We start from the raw sequence: 25,740 nt of genomic DNA, 5'->3' as shown, positions 1-25,740 counted from the left end.
AGCTTATCCTGCCTTTGTGTCGAAATGCGGGGAACTAGCACCGCCCCAGACAAGGTCGCCCGGGTCCAGGATGAGCGCGATTTGTCCATCGCCCAGAATGGTTGCTGCAGCGACCCCCGGAATGTGCCCGCAGGTCTGGCCAAGCCCCTTTATAACGACCTGGCGCTGTTCCATGATCGCATCGACGATCAGCGCGGCGCGTCGACCATCCTCTTGCACGGTCAGAAGGACGATGCCCGCAGCTGCGATGTCGCGCATATCGCGAAACCCAAGCTTCTGGCCAAGATCGAAAAGTGGGACAAGTTCCTGCCGAAAGCGCATCATCATGCCCGATGCGCTGAGCCGATGGATATTCTGTTCTTCCAGCTTCGCAGTTTCGATAATCGCCGAAAGCGGGACGACGAGGGTCTGACCCGCCGCTTGTACAACCATCCCGTCAAGGACCGCGAGTGTGAGCGGCAGAGAGATCGAAAATTTCGTTCCCTGACCCGGCACGCTCGTCGTCGTGATCCTGCCGCCGAGAGAGGTGATCGCCGCCTTCACGACATCCATGCCGACGCCGCGCCCTGACAGCGCAGATACCTCTGTCGCGGTCGAGAAGCCGGGCAGGAAAAGCAGCTGGTCGATTTCGGCATCCGTCAGGCTGGCATCGGGGGCGATCAGCCGCTTCTGGATCGCGATATCCCGCACTTTCGGGCGATCGATACCGGCGCCGTCATCCTCGATCTCGATCAGCACGCGGCCTGCACGATGACTGGCAGAAAGGGTTATCTGGCCTTCTGGCGGCTTGCTGGCGGCGCGTCTGACATCCGGACGCTCCAGCCCGTGATCGACGGCGTTTCGGATCATCTGGGTCAGCGGGTCGGCAAGGCGTTCGATCACGGTCTTGTCGACTTCGGTGTATTCGCCGACCGATTTCAGGCGCACCTCCTTTTCGACGCTGGCCGAGGCCTCGCGCACGATCCGCGCCATGCGCTGGAACAGCGACTTGACCGGCTGCGCGCGGATCGTCATCACGCTTTCCTTGATGTCCCGCGTCAGGGTCATGAAGGATTCAAGACCGGCCATGATGTCGCTTTGCTGGCTCATTCCGGCCGTCTCGACGCTTTGGGCGAGCATCGCCTGGTTGATGACAAGCTCGCCAATGAGGTTCACCAGCCGGTCGATTTTTTCCATATCGACGCGGACCATCGTGGCAGGCTCGTGCGCGTTCGTGTCGACTGGCCGTGCGGGACGGGGATGAGGAACAAGGCTGACTTTCGAAGCGGCGGACGATATGGGGCAGGCGTCGTCCCCGGCAGGCTTCTTCGCGCTTGTCGACCCGACCGGCGGCAGCGCGGCCTCTGCCGTCGGCGAAATGCGTTCTGGCCGCGTTGGTGCGAGATCATCGATAACCTTGCGGGGCGAAATCTGCAGCTGGCAGACGTCGTTCACAAAATCGAAGACCTGGCGGATATCTGACTCTGGCACGTCCTCTTCAAGGATGATGCGCCAGGACAGAAGTGGCGTTTCTGCATTGCTCTCATCAGGTGGCGGCAGGTCCTCGGGCACCAGGCACCTGATCACGCAGTGACCAAGATTGGAAAGGCTTCGCAGGATAAGCAGAGCCTCATTGCCGCTGGCGTAAAGGCCGGCATTGGGCGTGAACGTAATCGTCCAGCCGAAATCGTCGTCAATCTCGGCAGGTGCAACGTCAATGGCTGGGGCGCCGAGGTCAAATTCAAGGCTCAGTCCGAGCGGCGTGAACGCGACAGGCTCATCCAACTCCTGAGCGTCTTCGTGAAGCAGCGCCTTCAGCAAGGCCAGCATGTCTTCGATGCCGGGCGGCGGATGCTGTTCATCGCGCGTCGTGCGCACAATGTCCTGCAGCATGTCGGCGGCCCGGAAGAACAGCTTGATCGCCGAGGCGTCGGGGACAAGCCGACCCGAGCGAACCTCGTCCATCACGGTCTCATACTGGTGGGCAAAAGATACCAGCGCGTCAAGGCCAAACGCGCCCGCGCCGCCCTTGATCGAATGCACGGCGCGAAAAACGACATTGATCGTTTCGGAATCGTGTTCACCTTCGTCCATGAGGTTGAGCGCGTCTTGCAGGCTCTCCAGCAGTTCATCGCATTCCGCGAAGAAAGACGTGCGGATCTCTGCCATCGGATCTGTCGTCATCTGATCCCCCGTCCTCAGCCGGTGACCATCTGAAGCGAGCTGAGCAGCTTTTGGGGATCGAAGGGTTTCACAATCCAGCCGGTGGCGCCGGCATTGCGCGCACGCGCCTTCAGTTCGGGCGCGCTTTCAGTGGTCAGCATCAGGATCGGCGTCGCACGCAGCCGGTCGATACGGCGCACGGCTTCGATGAAGCCGAAACCGTCAAGGCGGGGCATGTTCACATCAGAGATGATCGCGTCTGGATGAAGCGCCTCCAGCACCTCCAGCGCGTGGACACCGTCATCGGCGGTCGTGACCAGCATTCCCGCCCCGGTCAGCGAGATGCGCAGCATGTCACGCATGGTGCGGCTGTCGTCTACGGCAAGGATATTCAGGCTCATGCAGTGGCCTCTGAATCGAGGAGGCCGGGCGCAATGCCGAACAAGCTGACGGCATCTTCGAAATCGACCGAGCTGGCGACGACGGAAAAGCCGCGTCGCGCCGCGATGCAGTTCTGGCGCGCGGCCAGCAGGATCTGCAGGCACAGGCCGCCCATGAACTTTACCTGCGATGCGTCGAGAAGAAGGTCGCCACTCGACGCGGCAATTTCACGCGCCAGTGGGCGCGCAGCGATCAGGTCAAGCCGTGCCGGCAGGGTCAGATTCGTTGTCAATTCAGTGCCACCCTTTCAGTGCCACCCCTGGCAGCCGGTTCGATGTTGGATTGCGCATTATTCGCGTCCTTGCCTCGGTCGGATCAGGCTGTTCTGGCACAGTCGGGTTAAGTTTTGGTTGATCGCCATTCGAAGAATAGCCGGATGACAGCCGGCATTGCTGTGCGAAGAACTTAAAACTTGAATAATCGCATGGCCACGCGACGATAGAACTTGCCAACCCTTTTGAATGCGCTTATGTGCGGCGCACTTCACAGGCAGAGGCGGGCCTTCCGGGGAGACATCCCGGTCTGGTCCACCGGTTGGGGGAAACCCTGAAATCCTTTGCCAAGGCGCAAACCGGAAAGGAAAATGGACATGGCGCTTCCCGATTTCTCCATGCGTCAGCTGCTTGAAGCTGGCGTTCACTATGGCCACCAGACCCAACGCTGGAACCCCCGGATGTCGGAATACATCTATGGCGACCGCAACGGCATTCACATCATTGACCTGACCCAGACCGTTCCGATGCTGGAACAGGCGCTGAAGGTCATCCGCGACACCGTCGCCAAGGGCGGTCGCGTCCTGTTTGTCGGCACCAAGCGTCAGGCCCAGAAAGCCGTCGCCGAAGCCGCAGAAAAGTCCGCGCAATTCTACATGAACCACCGCTGGCTGGGCGGCACGCTGACCAACTGGAAAACCGTTTCCCAGTCGATCAGCCGGCTGAAGGCGATCGACGAAGCGATGGAGCAGGGCGCCGAGGGCCTGACCAAGAAAGAGCGTCTTCAGCTCGAGCGTGAGCAGGCCAAGCTGCAGGCATCGCTTGGCGGTATCCGCGAAATGGGCGGCCTGCCGGATCTGATCTTCGTGATCGACGTCAACAAGGAAGACCTCGCGATTCTGGAAGCCAAGAAGCTGGGCATCCCGGTCGTGGCTGTTGTTGACACGAATTGCTCGCCCGATGGCGTGGATTACGTGATCCCCGGCAACGACGACGCTGCCCGCGCGATCGCGCTTTACACGGACCTGGCCAGCCGCGCAGCACTTGACGGCATGTCGGCACAGATGGGCGCCGCGGGTGTCGATCTTGGCGCGCTTGCCGAAGCTCCGGCCGAAGACGTCGAGACGGAAGAAACCGTCGCCGCCGAATCCGACGCCTGATCCGCGCACGTCATTGAAATGTCACCGGGCGGGACTATGTCCCGTCCGATCCCTATAGAAGGAGAGGCCAGATGGCTGTCACCGCTCAGATGGTGAAGGAACTGCGCGAATCGACCGGCGCAGGCATGATGGACGCGAAGAAGGCGCTGACCGAAACCGACGGCAATATGGAAGCCGCCGTTGACTGGCTGCGCACCAAGGGCCTGGCCAAGGCGGCCAAGAAGTCGGACCGTATCGCCGCAGAGGGTCTGGTCGCGGTTGCCGTCAAGGATGGCAAGGGCGTCGCCGTCGAGGTAAACTCGGAAACCGATTTCGTCGGCAAGAATGCCGAGTTCCAGAACATGGTCCGCGGCATTGCTGAAACCGCGCTCTCGGTCGACAATGTCGATCAGCTGCGCGATGCCCAACTGAACGGCAAGCCCGTCAGCGAGGTCATCACCGATGCCGTCGCCAAGATCGGCGAAAAGATGGATCTGCGCCGCATGGCAGCGGTCAACGGCGACACGGTCGTGTCCTATGTGCATAACGCGGCTGCGGAAGGCATGGGCAAGATCGGCGTGCTGGTTGCGCTGAAGGGCGACAATGCCGAGATCGGCAAGCAGATCGCGATGCATATTGCCGCGACCAACCCGGCCTCGTTGTCGGAAGCGGATCTGGACCCGGCGCTTGTCGAGCGTGAGAAAACGGTTCTGACCGAGCAGGCCCGCGAATCGGGCAAGCCCGATGCCGTGATCGAGAAAATGATTGTCGGCCGCATGGCGAAGTTCTTCGAGGAAGTGACCCTTCTCGGCCAGAAATTCGTCATCAACCCCGACATCACCGTGGCGCAGGCTGCGAAAGATGCCGGTGTCGAAGTCATCGCCTTCGTACGCATGGCGGTTGGCGAAGGGATCGAGAAGAAGGAAGAAGATTTCGCAGCAGAGGTCGCAAAGACCCTCGGCGGAAACTGATCCTCAGCTTCAGATCAGAAGCGCCGGTCCCGCAAGGGGCCGGCGTTTTTCGTTGAAGATGCTGGTCAGATCGTGAGAGAACGCGGGCAAAAGCAACGGGATCGAAATGCCATTCACCATCGCAATCGACGGGCCGGCCGCCTCTGGCAAGGGCACGATCGCGCGCGCGCTCGCGCAGGGGTTCAGCTTTCATCACCTCGACACGGGGCTGCTTTACCGTGCGGTCGGCGCGAAGGGCGGCGATCCGGTCCGGGCGGCGCGTGAACTGACCCCGGCGGATCTCGAACGACCCGACCTGCGCAGCAATGAAACCGGGCAGGCCGCAAGCCGCGTGGCCGCCATCGCCGAAGTCCGCCAGGCTCTGGTGGAATTCCAGCGCAGCTTCGCGATGAAAGAGCCGGGTGCCGTGCTCGACGGTCGCGACATCGGAACGGTCATTTGTCCCGGCGCGCAGCTCAAGCTTTATGTCATCGCCTCGGATCAGGTCCGCGCACGTCGCCGCGCCGCCGAAATCGACGCAGACGAGGCAGAGACATTGGCCGCGCTTCGCGAACGTGACGCGCGCGATATGGCCCGTGCGACAGCACCATTGCGTGCTGCGGACGACGCGGTCGTTCTGGACACGACATATATGAGCATTTCGGAAGCGGTCTCGCGCGCCATCGCCGAGGTTGAGGCGCGCTATCCCGCACGCTGATCTGCGCCGAACGTCATGGCGCAGAACGCAGCGCGAATTCCTGTTTCTCTGTTGGGGTTTGGTATGCGGCAAATCGGCGCCTGTCAGCGGTCGCCGGTCTTGCCAAGGCGCAGAATTCTCATTATATGCGCGCCCAAGTCTAACGAATGACATTGGCCATAACAGGCCGCTTCTGATCGGGTCGGGCGATGCGCCACGACCCTTTGTCGTTCCAAAGACCTCATAAAGACCGGCGGAGCCAACCGTCAGGCCAGCATATCATTGTAAAGGAAACTGAAAGCTTATGGCTGAACGCGCAAGCATGGAAGATTTCGAAGCGATGCTCAACGAGAGCTTCGAGATTGATACCCCCGACGAGGGTTCTGTCGTCAAAGGCAAGGTCATCGCCATCGAGGCAGGCCAGGCCATCATCGATGTCGGCTACAAGATGGAAGGCCGCGTCGATCTGAAAGAATTCGCAAATCCCGGCGAGGACGCCAACCTGAACGTTGGTGACGAAGTCGAAGTCTATCTGGACCGCGTTGAAAACGCCCGCGGCGAAGCTTCGATCAGCCGTGAAAAGGCCCGCCGCGAGGAAGCCTGGGACCGCCTGGAAAAAGCCTATGCCGCAGAAGAGCGTGTCGATGGCGCAATCTTCGGCCGCGTCAAGGGTGGCTTTACCGTCGATCTGGGCGGTGCCGTGGCCTTCCTTCCGGGTTCGCAAGTCGATGTTCGCCCTGTGCGTGACGCAGGCCCGCTGATGGGTCTGAAGCAGCCTTTCCAGATCCTGAAAATGGACCGCCGCCGTGGCAACATCGTTGTGTCGCGCCGCGCCATTCTGGAAGAATCGCGTGCTGAACAGCGTGCCGGAGTCATCTCGAACCTCACCGAAGGTCAGGTTGTTGACGGCGTCGTCAAGAACATCACCGAATACGGTGCCTTCGTGGATCTCGGCGGTGTTGACGGCCTGCTGCACGTCACCGACATGGCATGGCGCCGCGTCAATCACCCGTCGGAAATCCTGTCCATCGGTGAAACCGTCAAGGTTCAGGTCATCAAGATCAACCGCGACAGCCACCGCATCAGCCTGGGCATGAAGCAGCTTCAGGCCGACCCGTGGGATACCGTGGCCGACAAGTTCCCGATCGGTTCCGTCCATCAGGGCCGCGTTACCAACATCACCGATTACGGTGCGTTCGTTGAACTGGAAGCCGGTATCGAGGGTCTGGTCCACGTTTCGGAAATGAGCTGGACCAAGAAGAACGTCCATCCCGGCAAGATCGTCTCGACCTCTCAGGAAGTCGACGTCATGGTGCTGGAAATCGACGAAGCCAAGCGCCGCGTGTCGCTGGGTCTGAAGCAGACCATGCGCAACCCGTGGGAAGTGTTCGCGGAAACCCACCCGGCCGGCACCGTCATCGAAGGTGAAGTCAAGAACATCACCGAATTCGGTCTGTTCGTTGGTCTCGAGGGCGATATCGACGGCATGGTTCACCTCTCGGACATCTCGTGGGATGCCCGTGGCGAGGACGCCATTCAGGACTTCCGCAAGGGTGATGTGGTGAAAGCCGTCGTTCAGGAAGTCGATATCGACAAAGAGCGTATCTCGCTGTCGATCAAGGCGCTGGAAAACGAAGCCATGGCCGAAGCCGTTGAAGGCGTGAAGCGTGGCGACGTGATCACCGTGACCGTGACCGCGATCGAGGATGGCGGGATCGAGGTGGAATATAACGGCGCCAAGTCGTTCATCCGCCGTTCGGATCTGGCCCGCGACCGTCAGGATCAGCGTCCCGAGCGTTTCGGCGTCGGCGACAGTGTCGATGTGCGCGTGACCAATGTCGACGCGAAATCGCGCCGTCTTGGCCTGTCGATCAAGGCCCGCGAGATCGCCGAGGAAAAAGAAGCCGTCGAACAGTATGGCAGCTCGGATTCGGGTGCCTCTCTGGGCGACATTCTTGGCGCTGCGCTGAAAAGCCGCGAATAATCCAGGTCCTTCTCTGGATCGGCTGAAAATCGCCCGCTCCCGGCCTTTGCCGGGGGCGGGTTTTTTCTCATCCACGGGTAAAGCTGCCACACCCGCTGCAACCAAATGATAACTTTCGCGTTTCCTCTGTAACAGGCCGCCGAGTTGGCCTTATCTCACAGGACTAGCTACGTTTGGGGGTATCATGATCCGTTCCGAACTCATTCAGAAGATCGCCGAAGAAAATCCGCATCTCATTCAGCGCGACGTTGACCGGATTGTATCAACCATATTTGACGAGATCATCGACGCGATGTCGCGGGGCGAGCGGGTCGAGTTGCGAGGTTTCGGTGCGTTCTCGGTCAAAAGACGGGATGCCCGCGTCGGCCGCAATCCCCGTACAGGCGAATCCGTTCCTGTTGACGAGAAGCATGTGCCCTTCTTCAAAACCGGCAAGCTGTTGCGCGACAGGTTGAACGGCGAGGCCTGATCTGTCACATCTGGACAGGCTTCGATCAAAGGTAATCCGATGAGATTCATCCGTCTTCTGTTCGTCATCCTGCTGGCCGTGATCCTTGTCGGGATTGCGCTTGCGAACCGTTCCGCCGTGACGCTGAAGGCCTTCCCGGCCAGCCTCGACCAGTATTTCGGCGAAAGCTGGCAGATCACCTTGCCGCTGTTCCTGGTGATTTTCATCGCGATTGCCTTCGGGATCATGGTCGGCTTCATCTGGGAATGGCTGCGAGAGACGCATATCCGGAACGAATCGTCGCGACGCGCCAGTGAAGTCGCCCGGCTGGAGCGCGAGGTCGGAAATCTGCGAGAGCAGCACAGCGCGCCGCGCGATGACGTTTTGGCGATTCTCGATCAATCCAGAACGCCGTCTTCGACGGCAACCGCTACGACGGGGCAAACCCTTCCCGCACGGCGCTGAAGTGGCCCAGGTCAAGATCTGCGGCCTGACCCGGCCCGAACACGTCGCGGCAGCGGTCGAAGCTGGCGCGGCTTTCGTCGGGTTCGTTTTCTTTCCCAAATCGCCACGGAACGTGTCCGCCGAGGTTGCGGCCGCGCTTGCCGCTGATGTTCCTGCAGGCGTGGCGCGGGTCGGTCTTTTTGTCGATCCTGACGATCAGATGCTGGACGATGTGCTGGCAAAAGTTCCGTTGGACATCATACAGTTGCACGGCGGAGAAACCCCCGACCGCGTCGCCGAGCTGCGCGCGAGGACCGGGCTTCCGGTCATGAAGGCTGTCGGTGTGGCCGGCCCCGAGGATCTGGACGCGCTGTGGGATTATGGGCTTGTTGCCGACATGATCCTTGTCGATGCAAAGCCCCCGAAGGATGCGGAACTGCCGGGCGGAAACGGACTGTCCTTCGACTGGCGGCTTCTGGTCGGGCGCAAGTTTCTGCGCCCCTGGATGCTGGCCGGGGGGCTGACCCCGGAAAACGTCGCCGAGGCCGTGCGGCTGACTGGCGCGCAGGCGGTCGATGTTTCATCCGGGGTTGAGGCTGCGCCGGGCATCAAGGACCCGGCGCGCATCCGTTCCTTCATCGACGCGGCCGGTTGAGCGTGCCCGGATGACAAAGCCCGGTGCAGAAAACCCAAGTCTTTCGTTTCGTCCTGCCCGGCGTCAGGATGTGCCGGCAATCGTTGCGCTTCTTGGGGATGACGTTCTGGGTAAGGGCCGGGAACTTGCGACCATAGACGTCTATTACAGTGCATATGACGCGATGGCGGCCGAGCCAGGGAACACGATCTATGTCGGAGCGCGCGACGGGCGCGTCCTGGCAACCTATCAGTTAACGGTGATTTCCGGGCTTTCGCTTTCCGCCGCGCGGCGCGCGCAGATCGAGGCAGTGCGCGTCGACGCGAGCCTGCGCGGGCAGGGGGCCGGTGCCGAACTGATGGCCGATGCCGAGGCGCGGGCGCGCGCAGCAGGCGCGACGCTGATGCAACTGACCAGTAATGCCAGCCGCCACGATGCGCACCGCTTCTATCAAAGGCTGGGCTATAGCCCGAGCCATATTGGTTTCAAGAAAGCCCTTTAGGGCTTCAGCGCGAGCCCACCCGTCGCAGACCGGATCTCCAGCCCGCGCATGCGCGACAGCTGCGTGGTCGAGATGGGCAGCGCCACATTGATGGCATCGACCTGTGGATTGGCGGGCATCCGTGCCTCGGGGCTGTCCGGCAGCGGCGGGTTGCCGACCACGACAAGTCGCAGAATGCCGTCATCATCCGGCCGAAGCTGGCCTTCGGGCTGCACGCGCTCTGTAATGATCTCCAGATCCCACCATCCCTTGACGGGCGCAAATGCGCGCACCATCAGCAGCGCGCCCTCGTTCAGCGGTTGGAAACTGGCCGAGAGGATCTGCGGAACCGGCTGGCGGGGATCTTCGGCCTGCGTTTTCCAGCCTCCCTTCGGCTCCAGCGTCGTCGGCACGCTTGGCGTCGAGCGGAACCAGCCGAACGGGTTCAGGCCGCTGTCGCTGCCGAAGCGGGAACAGCCGGTCACCGCAAGCATGGCGCCGAGGGTCAGGGCAAGGGTTGCGAAGCGCATGATCTCTCCACCTTTTCGTGTTGGGCCAGTGATAGGCGATCGGCGGCCGGTGCGCAAAGCCTCTTTGACCTTCCGCGCGGGGCGCGATAGCAGGAACCACCGCCAAGGAGGGCGGAGAGATGAGCACGGACGCTTTCGAAGACATCGTCGAGACATTCGAATTTCTGGACGACTGGGAGGACCGCTATCGCCACCTGATCGAAATCGGCAAGGCGATGCCGGCGATGGACAGCGCGCTTCAGACCCCGGCCAGCAAGGTTGAGGGCTGCGCGAGTCAGGTCTGGATCGTGCCCAGGATCGAGGACGGGCGCTTCGATTTCATTGGCGACAGCGACGCGCTGATCGTTCGCGGGCTGGTGGCGGTCGTCCATGCGCTGTTTGCGGGTCTGCCGGCAGCCGAGGTTGGAAAGGTCGATGCGGCAGCCGAATTGCGCCGGCTGGGGCTGGAGGATCACCTTTCTGCGCAGCGTTCAAACGGCTTGCGTGCGATGGTGGCGAGGATCCGCGATCACGCGGCCGCAGCGACCTAGATCAGTCGGAACAGAAAGACTGCGCTCATTCCGAAGCCGACCGCAGCGATCAGTTTGCGCAGCATCGGCATCGGGATGCGCCGCGCGACCGGCGCGCCCGCAAGCCCGCCCAGAATGGTGCCCAGTCCCATCACCAGCGCTGGCACCCAGACGATCTTGCTGTCAGCGGCGAAGATCAGCAGTGAAACCACTGATAACGCAAAGCTGAGCCAGCATTTCAGGCCGTTCATCGCGTGCAGGTTTGTCATTCCCCACATCGAAAACAGCGCCAGCAGCACGATCCCCAGCCCGCCATTGAAATAGCCGCCATAGATCGCGACCGGAACCAGCGTGCCCGCCCCGAAGGCTTTAACCGCGCCGCTGCGGCGCGCGGCCCATTCGCGGATCTGCGCACCCTTCAGAAAGACGAGCGTGGCACCCAGCAGCAGGAAGGGCACGAGCAGGGCAAACGCGCTCTCCGACGACATCAGCAGCAGACTGGACCCGACCGCACCACCGGCGACGGTCCAGCCGGTCAGGCGCAGCAGCAACTTTCGGTTCAGTTCGGCAATGTCTTCTCGGAACCCGATGGCTGCGGACAGATAGCCCGGCAGCGCCGCGACCGTCGATGTCGCATTGGCCGCGATGACAGGAACGCCGGCAAATACCAGTGTCGGGAACGTGATGAACGTCCCACCGCCCGCGATGGCGTTCAGAAGCCCGCCCAGCAAGCCTGCCAAGAATATCAGAATCAGATCGGCCATGCCGCGCAAGCTGGCACGGCCAAGTGTCGGGGAAAAGGCGTAAAAGATTGGCCTGCCGCAGGTCGCGCAGACGGGCTGCCGGGGCCGAACAAGCGGCCCCGGCTGAAATCCCTCAGTCGTCAAGCACGAAGGTGACCATCATGTTGACGCGGTAACGCGAGATCGTGCCGCCTTCGCAATCAACGGATTGTTCTTTCACCCAGGCTGCTTTCACGTTGCGCAGCGTCTCGTTCGCGCGCTGAACGCCTTGCCGCACGGCATCCTCGAAGCCCTTCTCAGAGGTGGCGGAAATCTCTGTCACTCTGGCGATTGTCATGTCTTCCTCCTCGGTTGATGGTCAGGCCCAACGTCTGAAGCGGTGGAATGTTTCGACTTTCTTCCGTCACGCCCCCGCGCTTCTGATGATGCGCGTGGCTTTGCAAGATGCTAGAACGCAACGTGGCCGGGGCCAGAGCGGGGGCTGTCCTGTCCGGAAACTTTACCGCCCGCAGACGAACAGACAGCGCGCCGAGGGGCGCGCACGGCACTGATGGGATGGCAGGAATGGACAAGCAGCAAACCGAATTCACCGTCGAGCAGGCGACATCGCCAGTTTCCGCGCAGGATCGCGAGGCGATGCTGGCCAATCCGGGTTTCGGCAAATATCTGACCGACCATATGGTCACGATCAGCTATTCCGCCGAAAAGGGCTGGCATGACGCCAAGATCGGGCCACGGCATGATCTGCAGATGAACCCGTCGACGATGGTGCTGCATTATGCGGGCGAGATATTCGAGGGGATGAAGACCTATCGCCATCCCGACGGTGGCGCGGGTCTGTTCCGTCCCGAAGCGAATGCTAGACGTTTCAACAATTCTGCGGCCCGCCTTGCGATGGCGCAGATCCCCGAAGATCTGTTCGTGAACTCTGTCCGTGAACTTGCGCGGATCGACCGCGACTGGATTCCCTCCGAAGGCGAGGGCTCGCTTTACATGCGTCCCTTCATGATCGGGACCGAGGTCGCGATCGGGAACCATCCGTCCGACGCGTTTCTTTACGCCGTGATCGCGTCTCCGGTCGGGTCTTACTTCAAGGGCGGCGTCTCGGGCGTGTCTGTCTGGGTCTCCGAGGAATATACACGCGCCGCGCCGGGCGGGACGGGGGCCGCGAAATGCGGGGGCAACTATGCGGCCGCGCTGGCTGCGCAGGCCGAAGCTGCGAAGCATGGATGCGAGCAGGTTGTGTTCCTGGACGCCGTCGAAAGGCGCTGGATCGAGGAACTGGCCGGCATGAACGTGTTCTTTGTTTTCGACGACGGGACCATCCAGACGCCACCGCTGACGGGCACGATCCTGCCCGGAATTACCCGCGATTCGCTGATTCGTCTGGCGCGTGACAAAGGCATGACCGTTCGCGAGGAACCTTATGGCATTGACCAGTGGCGTGCCGACATCGAATCCGGTCGGCTGGTAGAGGTGTTCGCATGCGGCACGGCAGCCGTCGTCGCGCCGATCTCGCAATTGAAGGGCAAGGATTTCGATCTGACAATCGGCGATGGTGGCATGGGTCCTGTCACGGCCGACCTGCGTAAGACCCTGACAGATATACAATTCGGTCGTAGCAATGACCCGCATGGCTGGGTTGACCGACTGTTCTGATCGGACGATCAGATGAAGCGGAACCGCCCGGGCGCCGAATGCGTCCGGGCTTTTTTGTGTGAACGCCAGCATCACTGCTTGGCCCAGTAACTATAGCGCCAGATTATGCTGAGCTGGCGATTATTTCATCGCCGCATCGGTCTGCGCCGCGTTATAAACAGGGTTAATCGGCGCTCACGCCGACAAAAAACCTTTTGGGAGGAATATCATGTTCGCAGCAAAACTCGGTGCGGCCGCTGCCACCATCTGCTTCACTGCGCTTGCAGCACAGGCAGACGAACTGAAGCTCGCCGATTTTCAGCCACCGACCCATTTCGTGGTCGAACAGGTCTATAATCCATTTGCCGAGGCGGTTTCGGCCGGGACGAATGGCGAGATCACGATCAAGCAGTATATGGGTGGCGAACTCGGGCCGGGGCCGGCGGATCAGTATAACCGCGTTGTCGACGGGCTCGCCGACATCGCGTTCAGTCTTCCGGGCTATACTGCGACCACGTTCCCCAAGACCCTGCTGGCCGAACTGCCAGGCGTGATTTCAGCCGATACCGGCACTGAAAAGCTCTCTGCGCATACCGACATGCTGGAAGACGAATATAAACGGGTCGTTCTGCTGGGCCTGTGGAATAACGCGCCGAACCTTTTGCTGATGGGATCGAAGCCGGTGCGCACGCTGGAAGATATGAAAGGCATGAAGATTCGCGTGCCCTCGCGCAATGCCGGTCTCGTGGTCGAAGCATGGGGCGGATCGCCGGTTTCGATGCCCGCGCCCGAAATCTATAACGCCATGCAAACCGGCGTGCTGGACGGCGCGATGATCGACGCCACCGCGCTGAGCGCGTTCAAGCTGGCCGAAGTGACCGGCTCGGTCACGCAGGGCATGGAAACCTCGATTTCGGAATTCTTCCTGATCATGAACCGCGACAAGTTCCGCGATCTCAGCGAAGATCAGCAGAAGGTCCTTCTGGACGCGGGCAAGCAGGCTGCGACGGATGGCAGTGCCGCGTGGAACGGCGTTGCCACCAAAGCGCTTGAGGATTTCGGCGCGACAGAGGGCAAGGAGGTCATCACACTGGCCCCCGAAGAGGTCGAGAAATTCAACGCGGCTTCTGCCCCGGTCGTCGAAAAAGTGATCGCGGACGCTGATGCAGAGGGGCTGGACGCAACTGCGTTCGTCGAAGCGCTGAAGCAGTAAACCCTGAAAGATCAGCAATTCAGACGGCCCGCCTTGAATCGAGCGGGCCGTTTTTTCAGTCAGTTCCGGTCCAGCAGGACGCCTGCGAAAAAATCGGCAAGTTGCTGATGCGCGTCGATTGGCAGAACATGCGCCACATACTGATCGGGCCGGACAATCACGATGGCACCCCGCGAACGGTCGATCTCTCGAAGATCGAAGATGTCGCGTCCCGATTTAAGGTCCGGGCAGAACATTTTTTCATAGTCGACAAGACCCAGCTTGCCTTTCTTCGGAAGCAGCAGCGCGGGCATTTCTTCGACCGCAAGGTCACGATAGGGCTGCTGGAAGATCGCGCGAAAGTCGATGACGCTGTCGATATCGGCACCTTTCGGCGTGTGACGGATAATGGGCGAAGCTTCGCTCTGCAGGAAATCGCATAGCCGGGCGATCGCAGATCCCTCTGCCGATGGCTGCTCGTCAGGGCTGAACGCGAAGATGCGCCACCGCGCGTCGGCCTTGACGGTCTCGCCCAGTTCCATAGGCTTGGCATCGGCCAGACGGATGACGGGCGCAGAATGGAAGCGGCTGCCGATCTCAAACCCTTTCGCCAGGTTCTGATGATCCGTGGCTCCGGTCAGCGCCGAGCGCTCGTAAGTTACCGACATTCCAGCCGTATAGCGCCCATGCTTGATGAAATAGTTCTGGAATTTCGGCACATCGCTGTCATCGCTGGCGGTTTCCGGGCGCTCGCTCATGATCTTTGACCACTCGCGATCGAAGCCGATCAGATCCTGCGCCACCGCCTGTCGTTCCTCTGAATAGCTTGCCAGCAATTGCGGCGCGGATTGTCCGCGCAGGACCGCGGCCAGCTTCCAGCCCAGATTGAAAGCGTCGCCCATGGAAACGTTCATCCCCTGACCTGCCTTGGGACTGTGGGTGTGGCAGGCATCGCCGCAGATGAAGACATGGGGCAGGCGGTCATCGCCTTCCGGCACGTCGTCGAACTTGTCGGTCAGGCGCTGCCCGATTTCATAGACCGACCACCACGCAGTTTCCTTGACCTCGAAGCGATAGGGCCGAAAAATCCGCTGTGCCGCTGCGATCAACTGATCCAGCTGGATATTGCGGTTGGCCACACGTTCATCGCGATCAAGCTTGTCGAGCTCGATATAAAGGCGCGTGAGATAGCCGCCTTCGCGCGGGATGATGATGATATTTCCCTCGTCCGCGGACTGGATCAGCGTCTTGCAGCGAATGTCGGGGAAATCGGTGTCGCAAAGCACATCCATGACCCCCCATGCCTGATTGGCGCTGTCGCCTTTCAACTGCCGCCCAAACGCGCGGCGCACATTGCTGCGCGCGCCATCGCAGCCGACAACATACTTCGCGCGCAGGCGCACCTGCTGGCCCTCGTGTTCAGGATCTGTCCGTTCCAGCGTCACCTCGACGGGATAGTCACCGCCCTGATCTATGTGAAGATCCGCCAGTTCAAGAGAATAGTCCGGCTCCAGCCGCGATGGAGATTTGCGCATGATCTCCAGATACATGTCGTGTACGCGCGCCTGATTCAGGATGACATGAGGCATCTCGGAAAGCCCGTCCTCCACATCCTGAATACGCCCGTTGCGCATCAAATGTTCAGGCTTTGCCGGGTTGGGTTTCCAGAAGGTCGTTTCGTTGACCCAGTAGCCCTGCTTGAGAACCTTTTCGGCAAATCCGAAGGCCTCGAACATCTCCATCGAGCGACACGAGATTCCGTCCGCCTGACCCTTTTCCATCGGGCCGTCCTTACGTTCGACAATGCGGGTCGTGATCTCCGGGAAGGCGGAAAGTTGCGCGGCGAGCGTCAGGCCGGCGGGTCCGCAACCAACGATCAGGACATCGACCTGTTCGGGCAGTATATCGCGATCTGCCGGCCGGCCCGGCGCTGCCTCGGCCAGTTCCGGGTCACCGGGGCGAAAACCATTAAGATGATACTGCATGCGATCCTCCCTGACTGAATTGATATGTGTGCTTACTATAAACTTGTCGACACGGCAAGAATTAATATGTGCAGATACTAATTTTCGTGTATCCTGCCTGAAAAAGTTGGGGAGAGGGGACGCTTTGGCGCGCAGCACGGAAATGCCCGGTCATCTGATCCGGCGGCTTCACCAGATTTCGACACAGATTTTCACTCAGCGCGTGCAGGCAGAGGGCAGTGACCTGACCGCCGTTCAATTCGCGGCACTTGACGCACTGGAAAGCAGCCCCGGCATTGATCAGGCCGGACTTGCCGGGGCGGTCGCGAAAGATCGCGCGACGATTGGCGCGGTGGTGGACAGGCTTGTCCAGAAAGGGTTGATTGCCCGCAAGATCAGCGAGCGCGACAAACGTGCCCGCGAGTTGTGGCTGACAGAGAGCGGCACGGCTGCGCTTCGGGCGCTGGCACCGGTCGTAGGGGAATTGCAGCGCGATATTCTGCCGGGACTGAGCGATGACGAATATCGCGATTTCATCGCGCTTGCTGCGCGGGCAGTCACTGCCGCCGAAGCTGCAGAGTCTTCAGGCGCGGACCAGACCTGACCTCGTGCCGCCATGGTGACGAATGCGAAAGGGCCGCCACGTCTGAAACGTGGCGGCCCTTTCATCACATATCCGCTTGCGCGGGCGCCCGGAAACCGGGGCGCGTTCAGTCTGCCGTCAGAAGCGGCGGTTTCGCCTTGCCGCCGATCCGAGGCGCTTCGGGGCCAGAGATATCGAAGGTGGGCTTGTCATCCTCGATCCGCACCTTGACCACGCCGCCTTTCGTCAGGCGACCGAACAGAAGCTCTTCGGCAAGCGGCTTCTTGATCGTCTCCTGAATGACGCGGCCAAGCGGGCGGGCGCCCATCTTGTCGTCATAACCGTGTTCAGCCAGCCAGTTCGACGCTTCGTCGGTCAGCTCGATATGGACGTTGCGGTCGATCAGTTGCGCCTCCAGCTGCAGGATGAACTTCTCGACCACCTGAACGATCACCTCGCGAGAGAGGGGGGCGAAGCTGATGATCGCGTCCAGACGGTTGCGGAATTCGGGTGTGAAGAGCTTTTCGATCGCTTCCTTGTCATCACCTTCACGACGGTCGCGGCCGAAGCCGATGGCCGCGCGAGCAAGATCAGACGCCCCCGCATTCGACGTCATGATGATGATCACGTTTCGGAAATCCGTTGTCCGGCCGTTATGGTCGGTCAGCTTGCCGTGATCCATGACCTGCAGCAGGATGTTGTAGACATCCGGGTGCGCCTTCTCGATCTCGTCCAGAAGCAGCACGCAATGCGGGTTCTGATCGACACCGTCGGTCAGCATCCCGCCCTGGTCGAAGCCGACATAGCCGGGCGGCGCACCGATCAGGCGGGAAACGGCATGCTTCTCCATGAATTCCGACATGTCGAAACGCAGCAGTTCCACGCCAAGCGAATCCGCAAGCTGCTTGGCAACCTCGGTTTTGCCGACGCCGGTCGGTCCTGCAAACAGATAGTTGCCGATCGGCTTTTCAGGTTCGCGAAGCCCGGCACGCGCCAGTTTGATCGCCGACGACAGCGCGTCGATCGCTGCATCCTGCCCGAAGACAACGCGCTTCAGCGTGACATCGAGATCGCGCAGAACCTCTGCATCGTCTTTCGACACATTCTTCGGGGGAATGCGCGCGATCTTGGCCACGACCGCCTCGATCTCTTTGGGAGAGATTGTCTTGCGGCGCTTGGATTCTGCCACCAGGTGCTGCGCGGCACCGGCCTCGTCGATCACGTCGATGGCCGAGTCGGGCAGCTTGCGGTCATTGATATACCGGGATGCCAACTCGACGGCGGTCTTGATGGCTTCGTTGGTATAGCGCAATTCGTGATGGGCTTCGAAATGCGGCTTCAGACCCATCAGGATCTTGATCGAATCCGGCACCGAAGGCTCGTTCACGTCGATCTTCTGGAATCGCCGCGACAGGGCCCGGTCCTTTTCGAAATGCTGGCGGAATTCCTTGTAGGTGGTCGACCCCATGCAGCGCAGCTTGCCGCCGGCCAGGGCCGGCTTCAGCAGGTTAGACGCATCCATCGCACCGCCCGAGGTCGCGCCCGCACCGATGACGGTATGGATCTCGTCGATGAACAGGATCGCATCGGGATGGGCTTCCAGTTCCTTCATCACCGCCTTGAGGCGTTCCTCGAAGTCGCCGCGGTAGCGGGTTCCGGCAAGAAGCGCGCCCATATCGAGCGAGAAGATCGTGGCGCCGGCCAACACATCCGGCGTCGCACCTTCAACGATTTTCTTCGCGAGACCTTCAGCAATCGCGGTCTTGCCCACGCCGGGATCACCCACCAGAAGCGGGTTATTCTTGCGACGGCGGCACAGAACCTGAATACAACGCTCCACCTCCAGCTCGCGGCCGATCAGCGGATCGACATCGCCATCAAGCGCCTTGGCGTTCAGATCGACGCAATACTTATCGAGCGCCGTCTCTTCCTTCTGCGCGGGCGACGCCTCGTCTTCGTGCTGGCCATCCGCACCAGAGACGGGCCGCTGCTCGTTGAATTCGGGATTCTTGGCGACGCCATGGGCGATGAAATTCACCGCGTCATAGCGGGTCATGTCCATTTCCTGCAGGAAATAGGCGGCGTGGGATTCGCGTTCGGCGAAGATCGCGACAAGCACGTTCGCGCCCGTCACCTCGGCCCGGCCAGAGCTTTGGACATGGATTGCGGCGCGTTGGATCACGCGCTGAAAGGCTGCGGTCGGCACTGCTTCGGACCCGTCGATATCAGTAATCAGCGTCGACAGATCGTCGTCGATGAAGTCGCTGAGATGCTGTCGCAGCTCTGCGAGGTCGACATTGCAGGCGCGCATGACGCGCACTGCATCCGGCTCGTCCGTCAGGGCCAGTAGCAGATGTTCGAGCGTTGCCAGTTCGTGACGGCGTTCATTGGCAAGCGCGAGGGCGGCGTGGATCGCCTGTTCCAGCGAAGTCGAAAATGAAGGCACTTGCGTCTCCTGTCAGTCTGTCCGGCGGTTTGGACTCAGCGGCCCACCTGCACAGACTGTCATCATCAGTTTAAGGATTGGTGGATTTCGCCGCGATTCAAGTCACTTTTTCGCAGGGTCGTCGAAATCTTCCGGTCATGGTCACAATTTGGGCGCAGGTTGCACGGGTTTCAAGACTGCGGGACAGCAGAGGGGACGGGTGCTTCGGCATCAGAACCTGTCCTTCATGTCGCGCAGGATTGCAAAAGCCTCTGCCTCGTCAGGCGTGCCAAGCTGCGCTGCCAGTGCGCCAGCACGAAGAAAGGGGTTGGTCGCGCGTTCCTCGGCGAGCGTGGCAGGCGCGCAGGGCTGCGCCGATGATGCAATCGCGTCAAGCCGGGCCTTGAGGCGGTCGTTATCACCATCGACGCTTAATGCGAAGGCACCGTTGCCTGCGCAATAGTCATGGCCCGAACAGACCAACGTCTCGGGCGGCAATGAGTTCAGGCGTTGAAGGCTGTCCCACATCATCGCGGCATCTCCTTCAAAGATGCGCCCGCACCCCAGGGCCATCAGGCTGTCGCCGGTGAAGACCGCGCCGATTGCGGGCAGATAGAACGCGATATGGCCAACGGTATGACCCGAGACATCAATGACCTTTGCCGGAATTCCGGCCGCCTCTGTGTCTGTGCCTGCATCGACCTTGACATCAAGCGCGGGCAGGCGGTGCGCGTCGGCGGCAGCGCCGGTGACCGTCGCGCCCGTCGCCGCGACAAGCTCAGGGACGCCGTTTATGTGGTCGTCATGATGGTGGGTCAGCAGAATCTGGTCCAGCGTCCAGCCGCGCGCGTTCAGCGCATCCAGAATCGGCGCTGCCTCGGGGACGTCGAAAACCGCGGTCTTGCCATTGGCGTTCAGAAGATAGGCGTAATTGTCCCTTAGGCAGCGGACAGTGACGATCTCGGCGTCCTGATCTGGGTGGGTCATTGCAACCTCCTGTCATTTGCGGGCAGTCTGGACCGCGACGGCATTCACCGCAACCACTCCTCGCCGCATCGGGCGCACCATGCATCACGACGTTATCGACCTGCGCAGGTTCTACTATTCCCGCTCTCTCGGGCGGGTGGCGCAGCGCATTCTGCGCGACAAGCTGATAACGAACTGGCCCGCCGAGTCGATCACGGGGATGAGCGTTGCGGGATATGGCTTTGCGGTTCCGATGTTGCGGCCGTATCTGTCGCAGGCACGGCGCGTAACCGGGCTGATGCCGGGCCCGCAGGGTGTCATGGCATGGCCGGCTGGCATGGCAAATCACAGCGTTCTTTGTGACGAAACGGCGTGGCCGCTGGAAACCGGCAGCCTCGACCGGCTGGTGATGCTTCACGGACTTGAAACATCCGACCATCCCGCGGCGCTTCTGGCCGAGGCGTGGCGGGTGCTTGGTCCCGGTGGCCGCATGGTCGTCATGGTGCCGAACCGCGCCGGGCTTTGGGCGCGGACGGACAACACGCCTTTCGGCTTTGGCCGCAGCTACACACCGGGGCAGTTGCAGCGCCAGGCAGAAGGAACGGGTTTCGTGACCGAACGTTCGGGCGCGGCAATCTATATCCCGCCTTCGGACCGTCGCTTCTGGCTGCGCAGCGCGATGTGGTGGGAACGGGTGGGGGGCAAGATCGCCTCCATGCTGGTCGCAGGTGTGACCTGGGCAGAGTTTTCGAAGCAGCTTCACGCCCCTGTCGGGCCCGATCGCCGGCTGACCGTCCCGAGCCCGCTTGACGTTCTGGAGGGAATCGCCCGTCCACGCCCCAAACGCGATCCCGCCGCGGGCGGGCTTGGCGGCCAGGGAATGCGCGGGGTCGAGGAACGAATGTCACAGTCTGATCGCGCGCCGCGATAAACGGCTGGGAAGATCTTCCGGCGCATCGGCAGGCGCGAACCCGCGCGAAGCGTTGCCGATCTCGCAAAAAGCATAACATGATAGCGCTCAAGGCGGTTGCGGGTGCGAAAAACAATTGCTAGAGACCACCCGAGATAACGGGCCGGTGAGGTCCAACCCCAAGACCCGCGCCCCCCGCGACCGACCGCCCCTTCGGGACGGCCAGCCGGCGGGGTTACGCGTAAACCGGAAGGATGACCGTGGCCAATTCCGCTTCGATTTCCGCCTCGATCGCCGGGCGCTATGCCCAGGCCCTTTTTGACATCGTCAGGGAATCAGGGGAGATCGACCAGCTCTCTGGCCAGGTCGAGGATCTGGGCGCCGCGCTTCGCGACAGCGACGCCCTTCGCGATCTGATCAGCTCCCCCGTTTATACCCGCAGCGAACAGCAGGGGGCGATTCAGGCGGTTGCGCAGAAAATGGGCCTTGCCGCCCCGCTCGCCAATACGCTGGCGCTGATGGCGCAGAACCGCCGCCTTTTCGCGCTGCCGCAGCTTGTCACACGCCTTCAGGCGCTGATCGCGGATGAGCGCGGCGAAGTGACGGCCGACGTCACCTCGGCGGTCGAATTGAGCGATGAACAGAAAAAGCGTCTGACCGCCACGCTGGCCGAGAAATCGGGCAAAACGGTCAAATTGAATACGCGCGTCGATGAAAGTCTTATCGGCGGCATGATTGTCAAGCTGGGCTCGCAGATGATCGACAGCTCGATCAAATCCAAGCTCGCTTCCCTTCAGAATGCTATGAAAGAGGTCGGATAATGGGAATCCAGGCTGCCGAAATTTCGGCGATCCTCAAGGATCAGATCAAGAACTTCGGTCAGGACGCCGAAGTGGCCGAAGTGGGCCAGGTGCTGTCGGTCGGCGACGGGATTGCCCGTATCTATGGCCTCGACAAGGTGCAGGCCGGCGAGATGGTGGAATTCCCCGGCGGTATCCGCGGGATGGTTCTGAACCTTGAAACCGACAATGTCGGCGTCGTGATCTTCGGTGACGACCGCGACATCAAGGAAGGCGACACCGTCAAACGGACCGGCGCCATCGTGGAAGTTCCGGTCGGCAAGGGCCTGCTGGGTCGCGTCGTTGACGCGCTTGGCAACCCGATCGACGGCAAGGGCCCCCTGCAGGACGTGACGCAGGCCATCGCCGACGTGAAAGCGCCGGGCATCATGCCGCGCAAATCCGTGCATGAGCCGATGGCGACCGGCCTGAAAGCCGTTGACGCCATGATCCCGGTTGGTCGCGGTCAGCGCGAACTTATCATCGGTGACCGTCAGACCGGCAAGACCGCCGTCGCGCTCGACACGATCCTGAACCAGAAAAACTATAACGGCCGCGAAGATGAAGGGATGAAGTCCCTTTATTGCATCTATGTCGCTGTTGGTCAGAAGCGTTCGACCGTGGCGCAGCTGGTGCAGAAGCTGGAAGAGACCGGCGCGATGGAATATTCCATCGTCGTGGCCGCGACCGCCTCGGACCCCGCGCCGATGCAGTATCTGGCGCCCTATTCGGCGACTGCGATGGGCGAGTATTTCCGCGACAACGGCATGGACGCGCTGATGATCTATGACGACCTGTCCAAGCAGGCCGTCGCTTACCGTCAGATGTCGCTGCTGCTGCGCCGTCCGCCGGGGCGCGAAGCCTATCCGGGCGACGTGTTCTATCTGCACTCGCGCCTGCTGGAGCGTTCGGCCAAGCTGAACGAAAATTATGGCGGCGGCTCGCTGACGGCACTGCCGATCATCGAAACCCAGGCGGGTGACGTGTCGGCCTATATCCCGACCAACGTGATCTCGATCACCGATGGGCAGATCTTCCTGGAAACCGACCTGTTCTTCCAAGGCATCCGCCCGGCTGTGAACACCGGCCTTTCGGTGTCGCGCGTTGGTTCGTCCGCGCAGACCAAGGCGATGAAATCCGTCGCCGGTCCGGTCAAGCTGGAACTGGCGCAGTATCGCGAAATGGCGGCCTTCGCGCAGTTCGGTTCTGACCTTGATGCCGCGACGCAGAAACTGCTGAACCGCGGTGCGCGCCTGACCGAGCTGATGAAGCAGCCGCAATACCAGCCGTTGACCAATGCGGAAATCGTGATCGTCATCTATGCCGGCACCAAAGGCTACGTCGACGACGTGCCAGTCCGCGACGTGGTGGCCTGGGAACAGGGGCTGATCCAGTTCCTGCGCAACCAGAAGCAGGATCTGCTGGACGATATCACCAAGAACGACCGCAAGGTCGCTGGCGATCTGGAAGATGCGATCAAGGCTGCTCTGGACGCTTACAACAAAACCCGCGCCTGAGAGGAGGGATAGATGCCCAGCCTCAAGGATCTTAAGAACCGGATCAACAGCGTCAAATCGACGCGCAAGATCACCAAGGCGATGCAGATGGTCGCCGCAGCCAAGCTGCGGCGCGCCGAGGAAGCCGCGCAGCAGGCCCGTCCCTATGCCGACCGCATGAATGCGGTCATGGCAGGACTGGCGGAAAAGGCGTCGGGTTCTGAAAGCGCACCGCGTCTGCTGGCCGGAACAGGCGACGACAAGCGTCACCTGCTGGTCGTGCTGACCTCGGAACGCGGGCTTGCGGGGGGCTTCAACTCCTCCATCGTCAAGCTGGCGCGTCAGACGGCGGTGAAGCTTCGTGGTGAAGGCAAGGACGTGACAATCCTGACGGTCGGCAAAAAGGGCCGCGAACAGCTGAAGCGTGACTATTCGCAGGCTTTCGTGAACCATGTCGATATGTCCGAGGTGAAGCGCCTTGGTTACGAACATGCCCGCGACATTGCCGATGACGTTCTGGATCGGTTCGAGACCGGCGATTTTGACGTGGCGACCCTGTTCTATAACCGCTTTGAATCGGTCATCAGCCAGGTTCCCACCGCGCGCCAGATCATCCCTGCGGTGATCGAAACCGCGGAAGATCAGGAAATCGCGGATTCGGTTTCGGCGGAATACGATTATGAACCCGGCGAAGAGGTCATCCTGGCCGAGTTGCTGCCGCGTGCGGTTGCAACCCAGATCTTCACCGCGCTTCTGGAAAACGCCGCATCCGAACAGGGCGCGCGCATGACCGCCATGGACAACGCCACGCGCAACGCGGGCGACATGATCAGCCGGCTTGAAACCGAGTATAACCGCTCGCGTCAGGCTGCGATCACCAAGGAACTCATCGAAATCATTTCGGGCGCCGAGGCGCTCTGACCGTAAAGGGGTAGAAACATGGCAGAGGCCAAAGCAAAAGGTAAGATCACCCAGGTCATCGGCGCCGTCGTGGACGTGCAGTTCGACGATCACCTGCCGGCGATCCTGAACGCGCTTGAAACCGAAAACAACGGCAAGCGCCTTGTTCTGGAAGTGGCGCAGCATATGGGTGAAAACACCGTCCGCACCATCGCCATGGACGCGACCGAAGGTCTTGTCCGCGGTGCCGAAGTGCGGGATCTGGGCGAGCCTATTCAGGTGCCGGTGGGCGACGTGACGCTCGGCCGTATCCTGAACGTCGTGGGCGAGCCGGTGGACGAGGGCGAGCCCCTGAACGTCACCGAAACCCGCGCCATTCACCAGCCCGCGCCGGATTTCGCGTCGCAGGCGACTTCGTCCGAGATCCTCGTGACCGGCATCAAGGTCATCGACCTGCTGGCCCCCTACGCCAAGGGCGGCAAGATCGGCCTGTTCGGCGGCGCCGGTGTGGGCAAGACGGTTCTGATCATGGAACTGATCAACAACATCGCGAAAGTGCACTCGGGCTATTCGGTGTTCGCGGGCGTTGGTGAACGGACCCGTGAAGGCAACGACCTGTATCACGAGATGGTGGAATCGGGCGTTATCAAGCCGGACAATCTGGCTGAATCGCAGGTGGCACTGGTTTACGGCCAGATGAACGAGCCTCCGGGCGCGCGGATGCGCGTCGCGCTGACCGGCCTGACCTTGGCCGAACAGTTCCGCGATGCGACCGGCACCGACGTTCTGTTCTTCGTCGATAACATCTTCCGCTTCACGCAGGCGGGCTCCGAGGTGTCGGCGCTTCTGGGTCGTATCCCGTCCGCCGTGGGCTACCAGCCGACGCTGGCCACCGATATGGGCGCGATGCAGGAACGCATTACCTCGACGAAAGCCGGCTCGATCACCTCGATCCAGGCCGTTTATGTTCCGGCTGACGACCTGACCGACCCGGCACCGGCCACGACCTTCGCCCACCTTGACGCCACGACCGTTCTGTCGCGCGCGATTTCGGAACTGGGCATCTACCCGGCCGTGGACCCGCTGGATTCGACCAGCCGTATTCTTGACCCGGCAGTTGTCGGCGAAGAGCATTATCAGGTTGCCCGCGACGTTCAGGGTATCTTGCAGAAATACAAATCGCTGCAGGACATCATCGCCATTCTGGGCATGGACGAACTGTCGGAAGAGGACAAGCTGACCGTGGCCCGCGCCCGCAAGATCCAGCGCTTCCTGTCGCAGCCCTTCGACGTGGCCAAGGTCTTCACCGGTTCGGACGGGGTTCAGGTGCCGCTGGAAGACACGATCAAGTCGTTCAAGGCGGTTGTCGATGGCGAATATGACCATCTGCCCGAATCCGCCTTCTACATGGTCGGCGGCATCGAGGATGTGAAGGCCAAGGCCCAGAAGCTCGCTTCGGAAGCGGCATAAGGG

Annotated in this window: 26 protein-coding genes; 17 read left to right on the top strand and 9 right to left on the bottom strand. The window is 61.2% G+C overall.

The features are described 5' to 3' along the window. Positions 1–3: 3 nt before the first annotated feature. The 3 genes from FQV27_RS04500 to FQV27_RS04490 are packed head-to-tail and all read right to left on the bottom strand — an operon-like array spanning position 4 to position 2,815. Complete coding sequence (locus FQV27_RS04500) at positions 4–2,163, bottom strand: chemotaxis protein CheA (protein WP_147096600.1); 2,160 nt, start codon at positions 2,161–2,163, stop codon at positions 4–6. Between the two features lie 14 nt (positions 2,164–2,177). Further along, the gene (locus FQV27_RS04495) at positions 2,178–2,543 is read right to left on the bottom strand and encodes a response regulator (RefSeq protein WP_147096599.1); all 366 of its coding nucleotides are present in this window, start codon (positions 2,541–2,543) and stop codon (positions 2,178–2,180) included. Continuing rightward, the gene (locus FQV27_RS04490) at positions 2,540–2,815 is read right to left on the bottom strand and encodes an STAS domain-containing protein (RefSeq protein ID WP_147096597.1); all 276 of its coding nucleotides are present in this window, start codon (positions 2,813–2,815) and stop codon (positions 2,540–2,542) included. The genes FQV27_RS04495 and FQV27_RS04490 overlap by 4 nt, the downstream gene beginning before the upstream one ends. A 357-nt stretch (positions 2,816–3,172) precedes the next feature. Between FQV27_RS04490 and rpsB the strand changes: the two genes are divergently transcribed. From rpsB to FQV27_RS04450, 8 genes are all read left to right on the top strand, one after another. Then, positions 3,173–3,955, top strand: coding sequence for a 30S ribosomal protein S2 (gene rpsB / locus FQV27_RS04485; protein WP_147096596.1), 783 nt, complete (start codon positions 3,173–3,175; stop codon positions 3,953–3,955). A 71-nt stretch (positions 3,956–4,026) separates the two neighbouring features. After that, on the top strand, positions 4,027–4,905 hold the full coding sequence (gene tsf / locus FQV27_RS04480) for a translation elongation factor Ts (RefSeq protein ID WP_147096594.1): 879 nt from the start codon (positions 4,027–4,029) through the stop codon (positions 4,903–4,905). Positions 4,906–5,011: 106 nt separating this feature from the next. Then, the gene (locus FQV27_RS04475) at positions 5,012–5,602 is read left to right on the top strand and encodes a (d)CMP kinase (RefSeq protein ID WP_147096593.1); all 591 of its coding nucleotides are present in this window, start codon (positions 5,012–5,014) and stop codon (positions 5,600–5,602) included. A gap of 283 nt (positions 5,603–5,885) precedes the next feature. After that, the gene (gene rpsA / locus FQV27_RS04470) at positions 5,886–7,565 is read left to right on the top strand and encodes a 30S ribosomal protein S1 (RefSeq protein WP_147096591.1); all 1,680 of its coding nucleotides are present in this window, start codon (positions 5,886–5,888) and stop codon (positions 7,563–7,565) included. 184 nt (positions 7,566–7,749) lie between these two features. Next, positions 7,750–8,034 carry an integration host factor subunit beta gene (ihfB, locus tag FQV27_RS04465; protein ID WP_147096589.1) on the top strand — a complete coding sequence of 95 codons (285 nt, stop codon included), beginning with the start codon at positions 7,750–7,752 and terminating at the stop codon, positions 8,032–8,034. Between the two features lie 39 nt (positions 8,035–8,073). Then, complete coding sequence (locus FQV27_RS04460) at positions 8,074–8,478, top strand: LapA family protein (RefSeq protein WP_147096588.1); 405 nt, start codon at positions 8,074–8,076, stop codon at positions 8,476–8,478. Between the two features lies 1 nt (position 8,479). After that, positions 8,480–9,112: a phosphoribosylanthranilate isomerase gene (locus tag FQV27_RS04455; protein ID WP_246132990.1), complete on the top strand. Its 633-nt coding sequence runs from the start codon at positions 8,480–8,482 to the stop codon at positions 9,110–9,112. Positions 9,113–9,122: 10 nt separating this feature from the next. Next, complete coding sequence (locus tag FQV27_RS04450; protein ID WP_147096586.1) at positions 9,123–9,593, top strand: GNAT family N-acetyltransferase; 471 nt, start codon at positions 9,123–9,125, stop codon at positions 9,591–9,593. Here FQV27_RS04450 and FQV27_RS04445 read toward each other — a convergent pair. Next, positions 9,590–10,102, bottom strand: coding sequence for a hypothetical protein (locus FQV27_RS04445; RefSeq protein WP_147096585.1), 513 nt, complete (start codon positions 10,100–10,102; stop codon positions 9,590–9,592). The two genes, FQV27_RS04450 and FQV27_RS04445, sit on opposite strands and share 4 nt — an antisense overlap. Positions 10,103–10,221: 119 nt before the next feature. Here FQV27_RS04445 and FQV27_RS04440 point away from each other — a divergent pair, with 119 nt between their 5' ends. Further along, complete coding sequence (locus FQV27_RS04440) at positions 10,222–10,632, top strand: SufE family protein (protein WP_147096584.1); 411 nt, start codon at positions 10,222–10,224, stop codon at positions 10,630–10,632. Here FQV27_RS04440 and FQV27_RS04435 read toward each other — a convergent pair. Together FQV27_RS04435 and FQV27_RS04430 are read right to left on the bottom strand one after the other, a co-directional pair. Beyond that, on the bottom strand, positions 10,629–11,375 hold the full coding sequence (locus FQV27_RS04435) for a sulfite exporter TauE/SafE family protein (protein WP_147096583.1): 747 nt from the start codon (positions 11,373–11,375) through the stop codon (positions 10,629–10,631). The genes FQV27_RS04440 and FQV27_RS04435 overlap by 4 nt on opposite strands. 112 nt (positions 11,376–11,487) lie before the next feature. Continuing rightward, on the bottom strand, positions 11,488–11,691 hold the full coding sequence (locus FQV27_RS04430) for a dodecin family protein (RefSeq protein WP_147096582.1): 204 nt from the start codon (positions 11,689–11,691) through the stop codon (positions 11,488–11,490). 227 nt (positions 11,692–11,918) lie between these two features. Between FQV27_RS04430 and FQV27_RS04425 the strand changes: the two genes are divergently transcribed. Together FQV27_RS04425 and FQV27_RS04420 are read left to right on the top strand one after the other, a co-directional pair. Further along, complete coding sequence (locus tag FQV27_RS04425; protein WP_147096581.1) at positions 11,919–13,013, top strand: branched-chain amino acid aminotransferase; 1,095 nt, start codon at positions 11,919–11,921, stop codon at positions 13,011–13,013. A gap of 208 nt (positions 13,014–13,221) precedes the next feature. After that, a complete protein-coding gene (locus tag FQV27_RS04420; protein ID WP_147096580.1) occupies positions 13,222–14,205 on the top strand; it encodes a TRAP transporter substrate-binding protein in 984 nt (327 codons plus the stop codon). A gap of 59 nt (positions 14,206–14,264) precedes the next feature. On the opposite strand, the gene FQV27_RS04415 is transcribed toward FQV27_RS04420, so the two are convergent. Further along, positions 14,265–16,169 (bottom strand): FAD-binding monooxygenase, encoded by a 1,905-nt coding sequence (locus FQV27_RS04415; RefSeq protein ID WP_147096579.1) that lies wholly within the window; start codon positions 16,167–16,169, stop codon positions 14,265–14,267. 124 nt (positions 16,170–16,293) lie between these two features. Here FQV27_RS04415 and FQV27_RS04410 point away from each other — a divergent pair, with 124 nt between their 5' ends. Next, positions 16,294–16,752: a MarR family winged helix-turn-helix transcriptional regulator gene (locus tag FQV27_RS04410; protein WP_342779869.1), complete on the top strand. Its 459-nt coding sequence runs from the start codon at positions 16,294–16,296 to the stop codon at positions 16,750–16,752. A 106-nt stretch (positions 16,753–16,858) separates the two neighbouring features. Here FQV27_RS04410 and clpA read toward each other — a convergent pair whose 3' ends face one another. Continuing rightward, on the bottom strand, positions 16,859–19,177 hold the full coding sequence (clpA, locus tag FQV27_RS04405) for an ATP-dependent Clp protease ATP-binding subunit ClpA (protein ID WP_147096578.1): 2,319 nt from the start codon (positions 19,175–19,177) through the stop codon (positions 16,859–16,861). Positions 19,178–19,387: 210 nt separating this feature from the next. Then, positions 19,388–20,143, bottom strand: coding sequence for a hydroxyacylglutathione hydrolase (gene gloB, locus FQV27_RS04400; RefSeq protein ID WP_147096577.1), 756 nt, complete (start codon positions 20,141–20,143; stop codon positions 19,388–19,390). A gap of 79 nt (positions 20,144–20,222) precedes the next feature. Between gloB and FQV27_RS04395 the strand changes: the two genes are divergently transcribed. The 5 genes from FQV27_RS04395 to atpD all read left to right on the top strand — a co-directional run bounded on the left by FQV27_RS04395 (position 20,223) and on the right by atpD (position 25,737). Beyond that, complete coding sequence (locus tag FQV27_RS04395; protein WP_147096576.1) at positions 20,223–21,053, top strand: class I SAM-dependent methyltransferase; 831 nt, start codon at positions 20,223–20,225, stop codon at positions 21,051–21,053. 233 nt (positions 21,054–21,286) lie between these two features. Next, positions 21,287–21,853 (top strand): F0F1 ATP synthase subunit delta, encoded by a 567-nt coding sequence (locus FQV27_RS04390; protein ID WP_147096575.1) that lies wholly within the window; start codon positions 21,287–21,289, stop codon positions 21,851–21,853. Next, positions 21,853–23,388 carry a F0F1 ATP synthase subunit alpha gene (gene atpA, locus FQV27_RS04385; protein WP_147096574.1) on the top strand — a complete coding sequence of 512 codons (1,536 nt, stop codon included), beginning with the start codon at positions 21,853–21,855 and terminating at the stop codon, positions 23,386–23,388. The genes FQV27_RS04390 and atpA overlap by 1 nt, the downstream gene beginning before the upstream one ends. Positions 23,389–23,400: 12 nt before the next feature. Continuing rightward, on the top strand, positions 23,401–24,288 hold the full coding sequence (locus FQV27_RS04380) for a F0F1 ATP synthase subunit gamma (protein WP_147096573.1): 888 nt from the start codon (positions 23,401–23,403) through the stop codon (positions 24,286–24,288). An 18-nt stretch (positions 24,289–24,306) separates the two neighbouring features. After that, positions 24,307–25,737, top strand: a complete 1,431-nt coding sequence (gene atpD / locus FQV27_RS04375; protein ID WP_147096572.1) for a F0F1 ATP synthase subunit beta — start codon at positions 24,307–24,309, stop codon at positions 25,735–25,737. Positions 25,738–25,740: the final 3 nt, after the last annotated feature.

Source organism: Paracoccus aurantiacus (assembly GCF_007993065.1).
In the GTDB taxonomy this organism is placed as follows: domain Bacteria; phylum Pseudomonadota; class Alphaproteobacteria; order Rhodobacterales; family Rhodobacteraceae; genus Paracoccus; species Paracoccus aurantiacus.
Note: the sequence above shows the minus strand (reverse complement) of the source record. Positions and strands in the feature narration are given on the sequence as shown.

Excerpts from the sequence above, each read along its gene's own strand:
- FQV27_RS04500 (WP_147096600.1), bottom strand. The coding sequence starts at position 2,163 with ATGACGACAGATCCGATGGCAGAGATCCGCACGTCTTTCTTCGCGGAA.
- FQV27_RS04495 (WP_147096599.1), bottom strand. The coding sequence starts at position 2,543 with ATGAGCCTGAATATCCTTGCCGTAGACGACAGCCGCACCATGCGTGAC.
- rpsB (WP_147096596.1), top strand. The coding sequence starts at position 3,173 with ATGGCGCTTCCCGATTTCTCCATGCGTCAGCTGCTTGAAGCTGGCGTT.
- tsf (WP_147096594.1), top strand. The coding sequence starts at position 4,027 with ATGGCTGTCACCGCTCAGATGGTGAAGGAACTGCGCGAATCGACCGGC.
- FQV27_RS04475 (WP_147096593.1), top strand. The coding sequence starts at position 5,012 with ATGCCATTCACCATCGCAATCGACGGGCCGGCCGCCTCTGGCAAGGGC.
- rpsA (WP_147096591.1), top strand. The coding sequence starts at position 5,886 with ATGGCTGAACGCGCAAGCATGGAAGATTTCGAAGCGATGCTCAACGAG.
- ihfB (WP_147096589.1), top strand. The coding sequence starts at position 7,750 with ATGATCCGTTCCGAACTCATTCAGAAGATCGCCGAAGAAAATCCGCAT.
- FQV27_RS04460 (WP_147096588.1), top strand. The coding sequence starts at position 8,074 with ATGAGATTCATCCGTCTTCTGTTCGTCATCCTGCTGGCCGTGATCCTT.
- FQV27_RS04450 (WP_147096586.1), top strand. The coding sequence starts at position 9,123 with ATGACAAAGCCCGGTGCAGAAAACCCAAGTCTTTCGTTTCGTCCTGCC.
- FQV27_RS04445 (WP_147096585.1), bottom strand. The coding sequence starts at position 10,102 with ATGCGCTTCGCAACCCTTGCCCTGACCCTCGGCGCCATGCTTGCGGTG.
- FQV27_RS04440 (WP_147096584.1), top strand. The coding sequence starts at position 10,222 with ATGAGCACGGACGCTTTCGAAGACATCGTCGAGACATTCGAATTTCTG.
- FQV27_RS04435 (WP_147096583.1), bottom strand. The coding sequence starts at position 11,375 with ATGGCCGATCTGATTCTGATATTCTTGGCAGGCTTGCTGGGCGGGCTT.
- FQV27_RS04430 (WP_147096582.1), bottom strand. The coding sequence starts at position 11,691 with ATGACAATCGCCAGAGTGACAGAGATTTCCGCCACCTCTGAGAAGGGC.
- FQV27_RS04425 (WP_147096581.1), top strand. The coding sequence starts at position 11,919 with ATGGACAAGCAGCAAACCGAATTCACCGTCGAGCAGGCGACATCGCCA.
- FQV27_RS04420 (WP_147096580.1), top strand. The coding sequence starts at position 13,222 with ATGTTCGCAGCAAAACTCGGTGCGGCCGCTGCCACCATCTGCTTCACT.
- FQV27_RS04415 (WP_147096579.1), bottom strand. The coding sequence starts at position 16,169 with ATGCAGTATCATCTTAATGGTTTTCGCCCCGGTGACCCGGAACTGGCC.
- gloB (WP_147096577.1), bottom strand. The coding sequence starts at position 20,143 with ATGACCCACCCAGATCAGGACGCCGAGATCGTCACTGTCCGCTGCCTA.
- FQV27_RS04395 (WP_147096576.1), top strand. The coding sequence starts at position 20,223 with ATGCATCACGACGTTATCGACCTGCGCAGGTTCTACTATTCCCGCTCT.
- FQV27_RS04390 (WP_147096575.1), top strand. The coding sequence starts at position 21,287 with ATGACCGTGGCCAATTCCGCTTCGATTTCCGCCTCGATCGCCGGGCGC.
- atpA (WP_147096574.1), top strand. The coding sequence starts at position 21,853 with ATGGGAATCCAGGCTGCCGAAATTTCGGCGATCCTCAAGGATCAGATC.
- FQV27_RS04380 (WP_147096573.1), top strand. The coding sequence starts at position 23,401 with ATGCCCAGCCTCAAGGATCTTAAGAACCGGATCAACAGCGTCAAATCG.
- atpD (WP_147096572.1), top strand. The coding sequence starts at position 24,307 with ATGGCAGAGGCCAAAGCAAAAGGTAAGATCACCCAGGTCATCGGCGCC.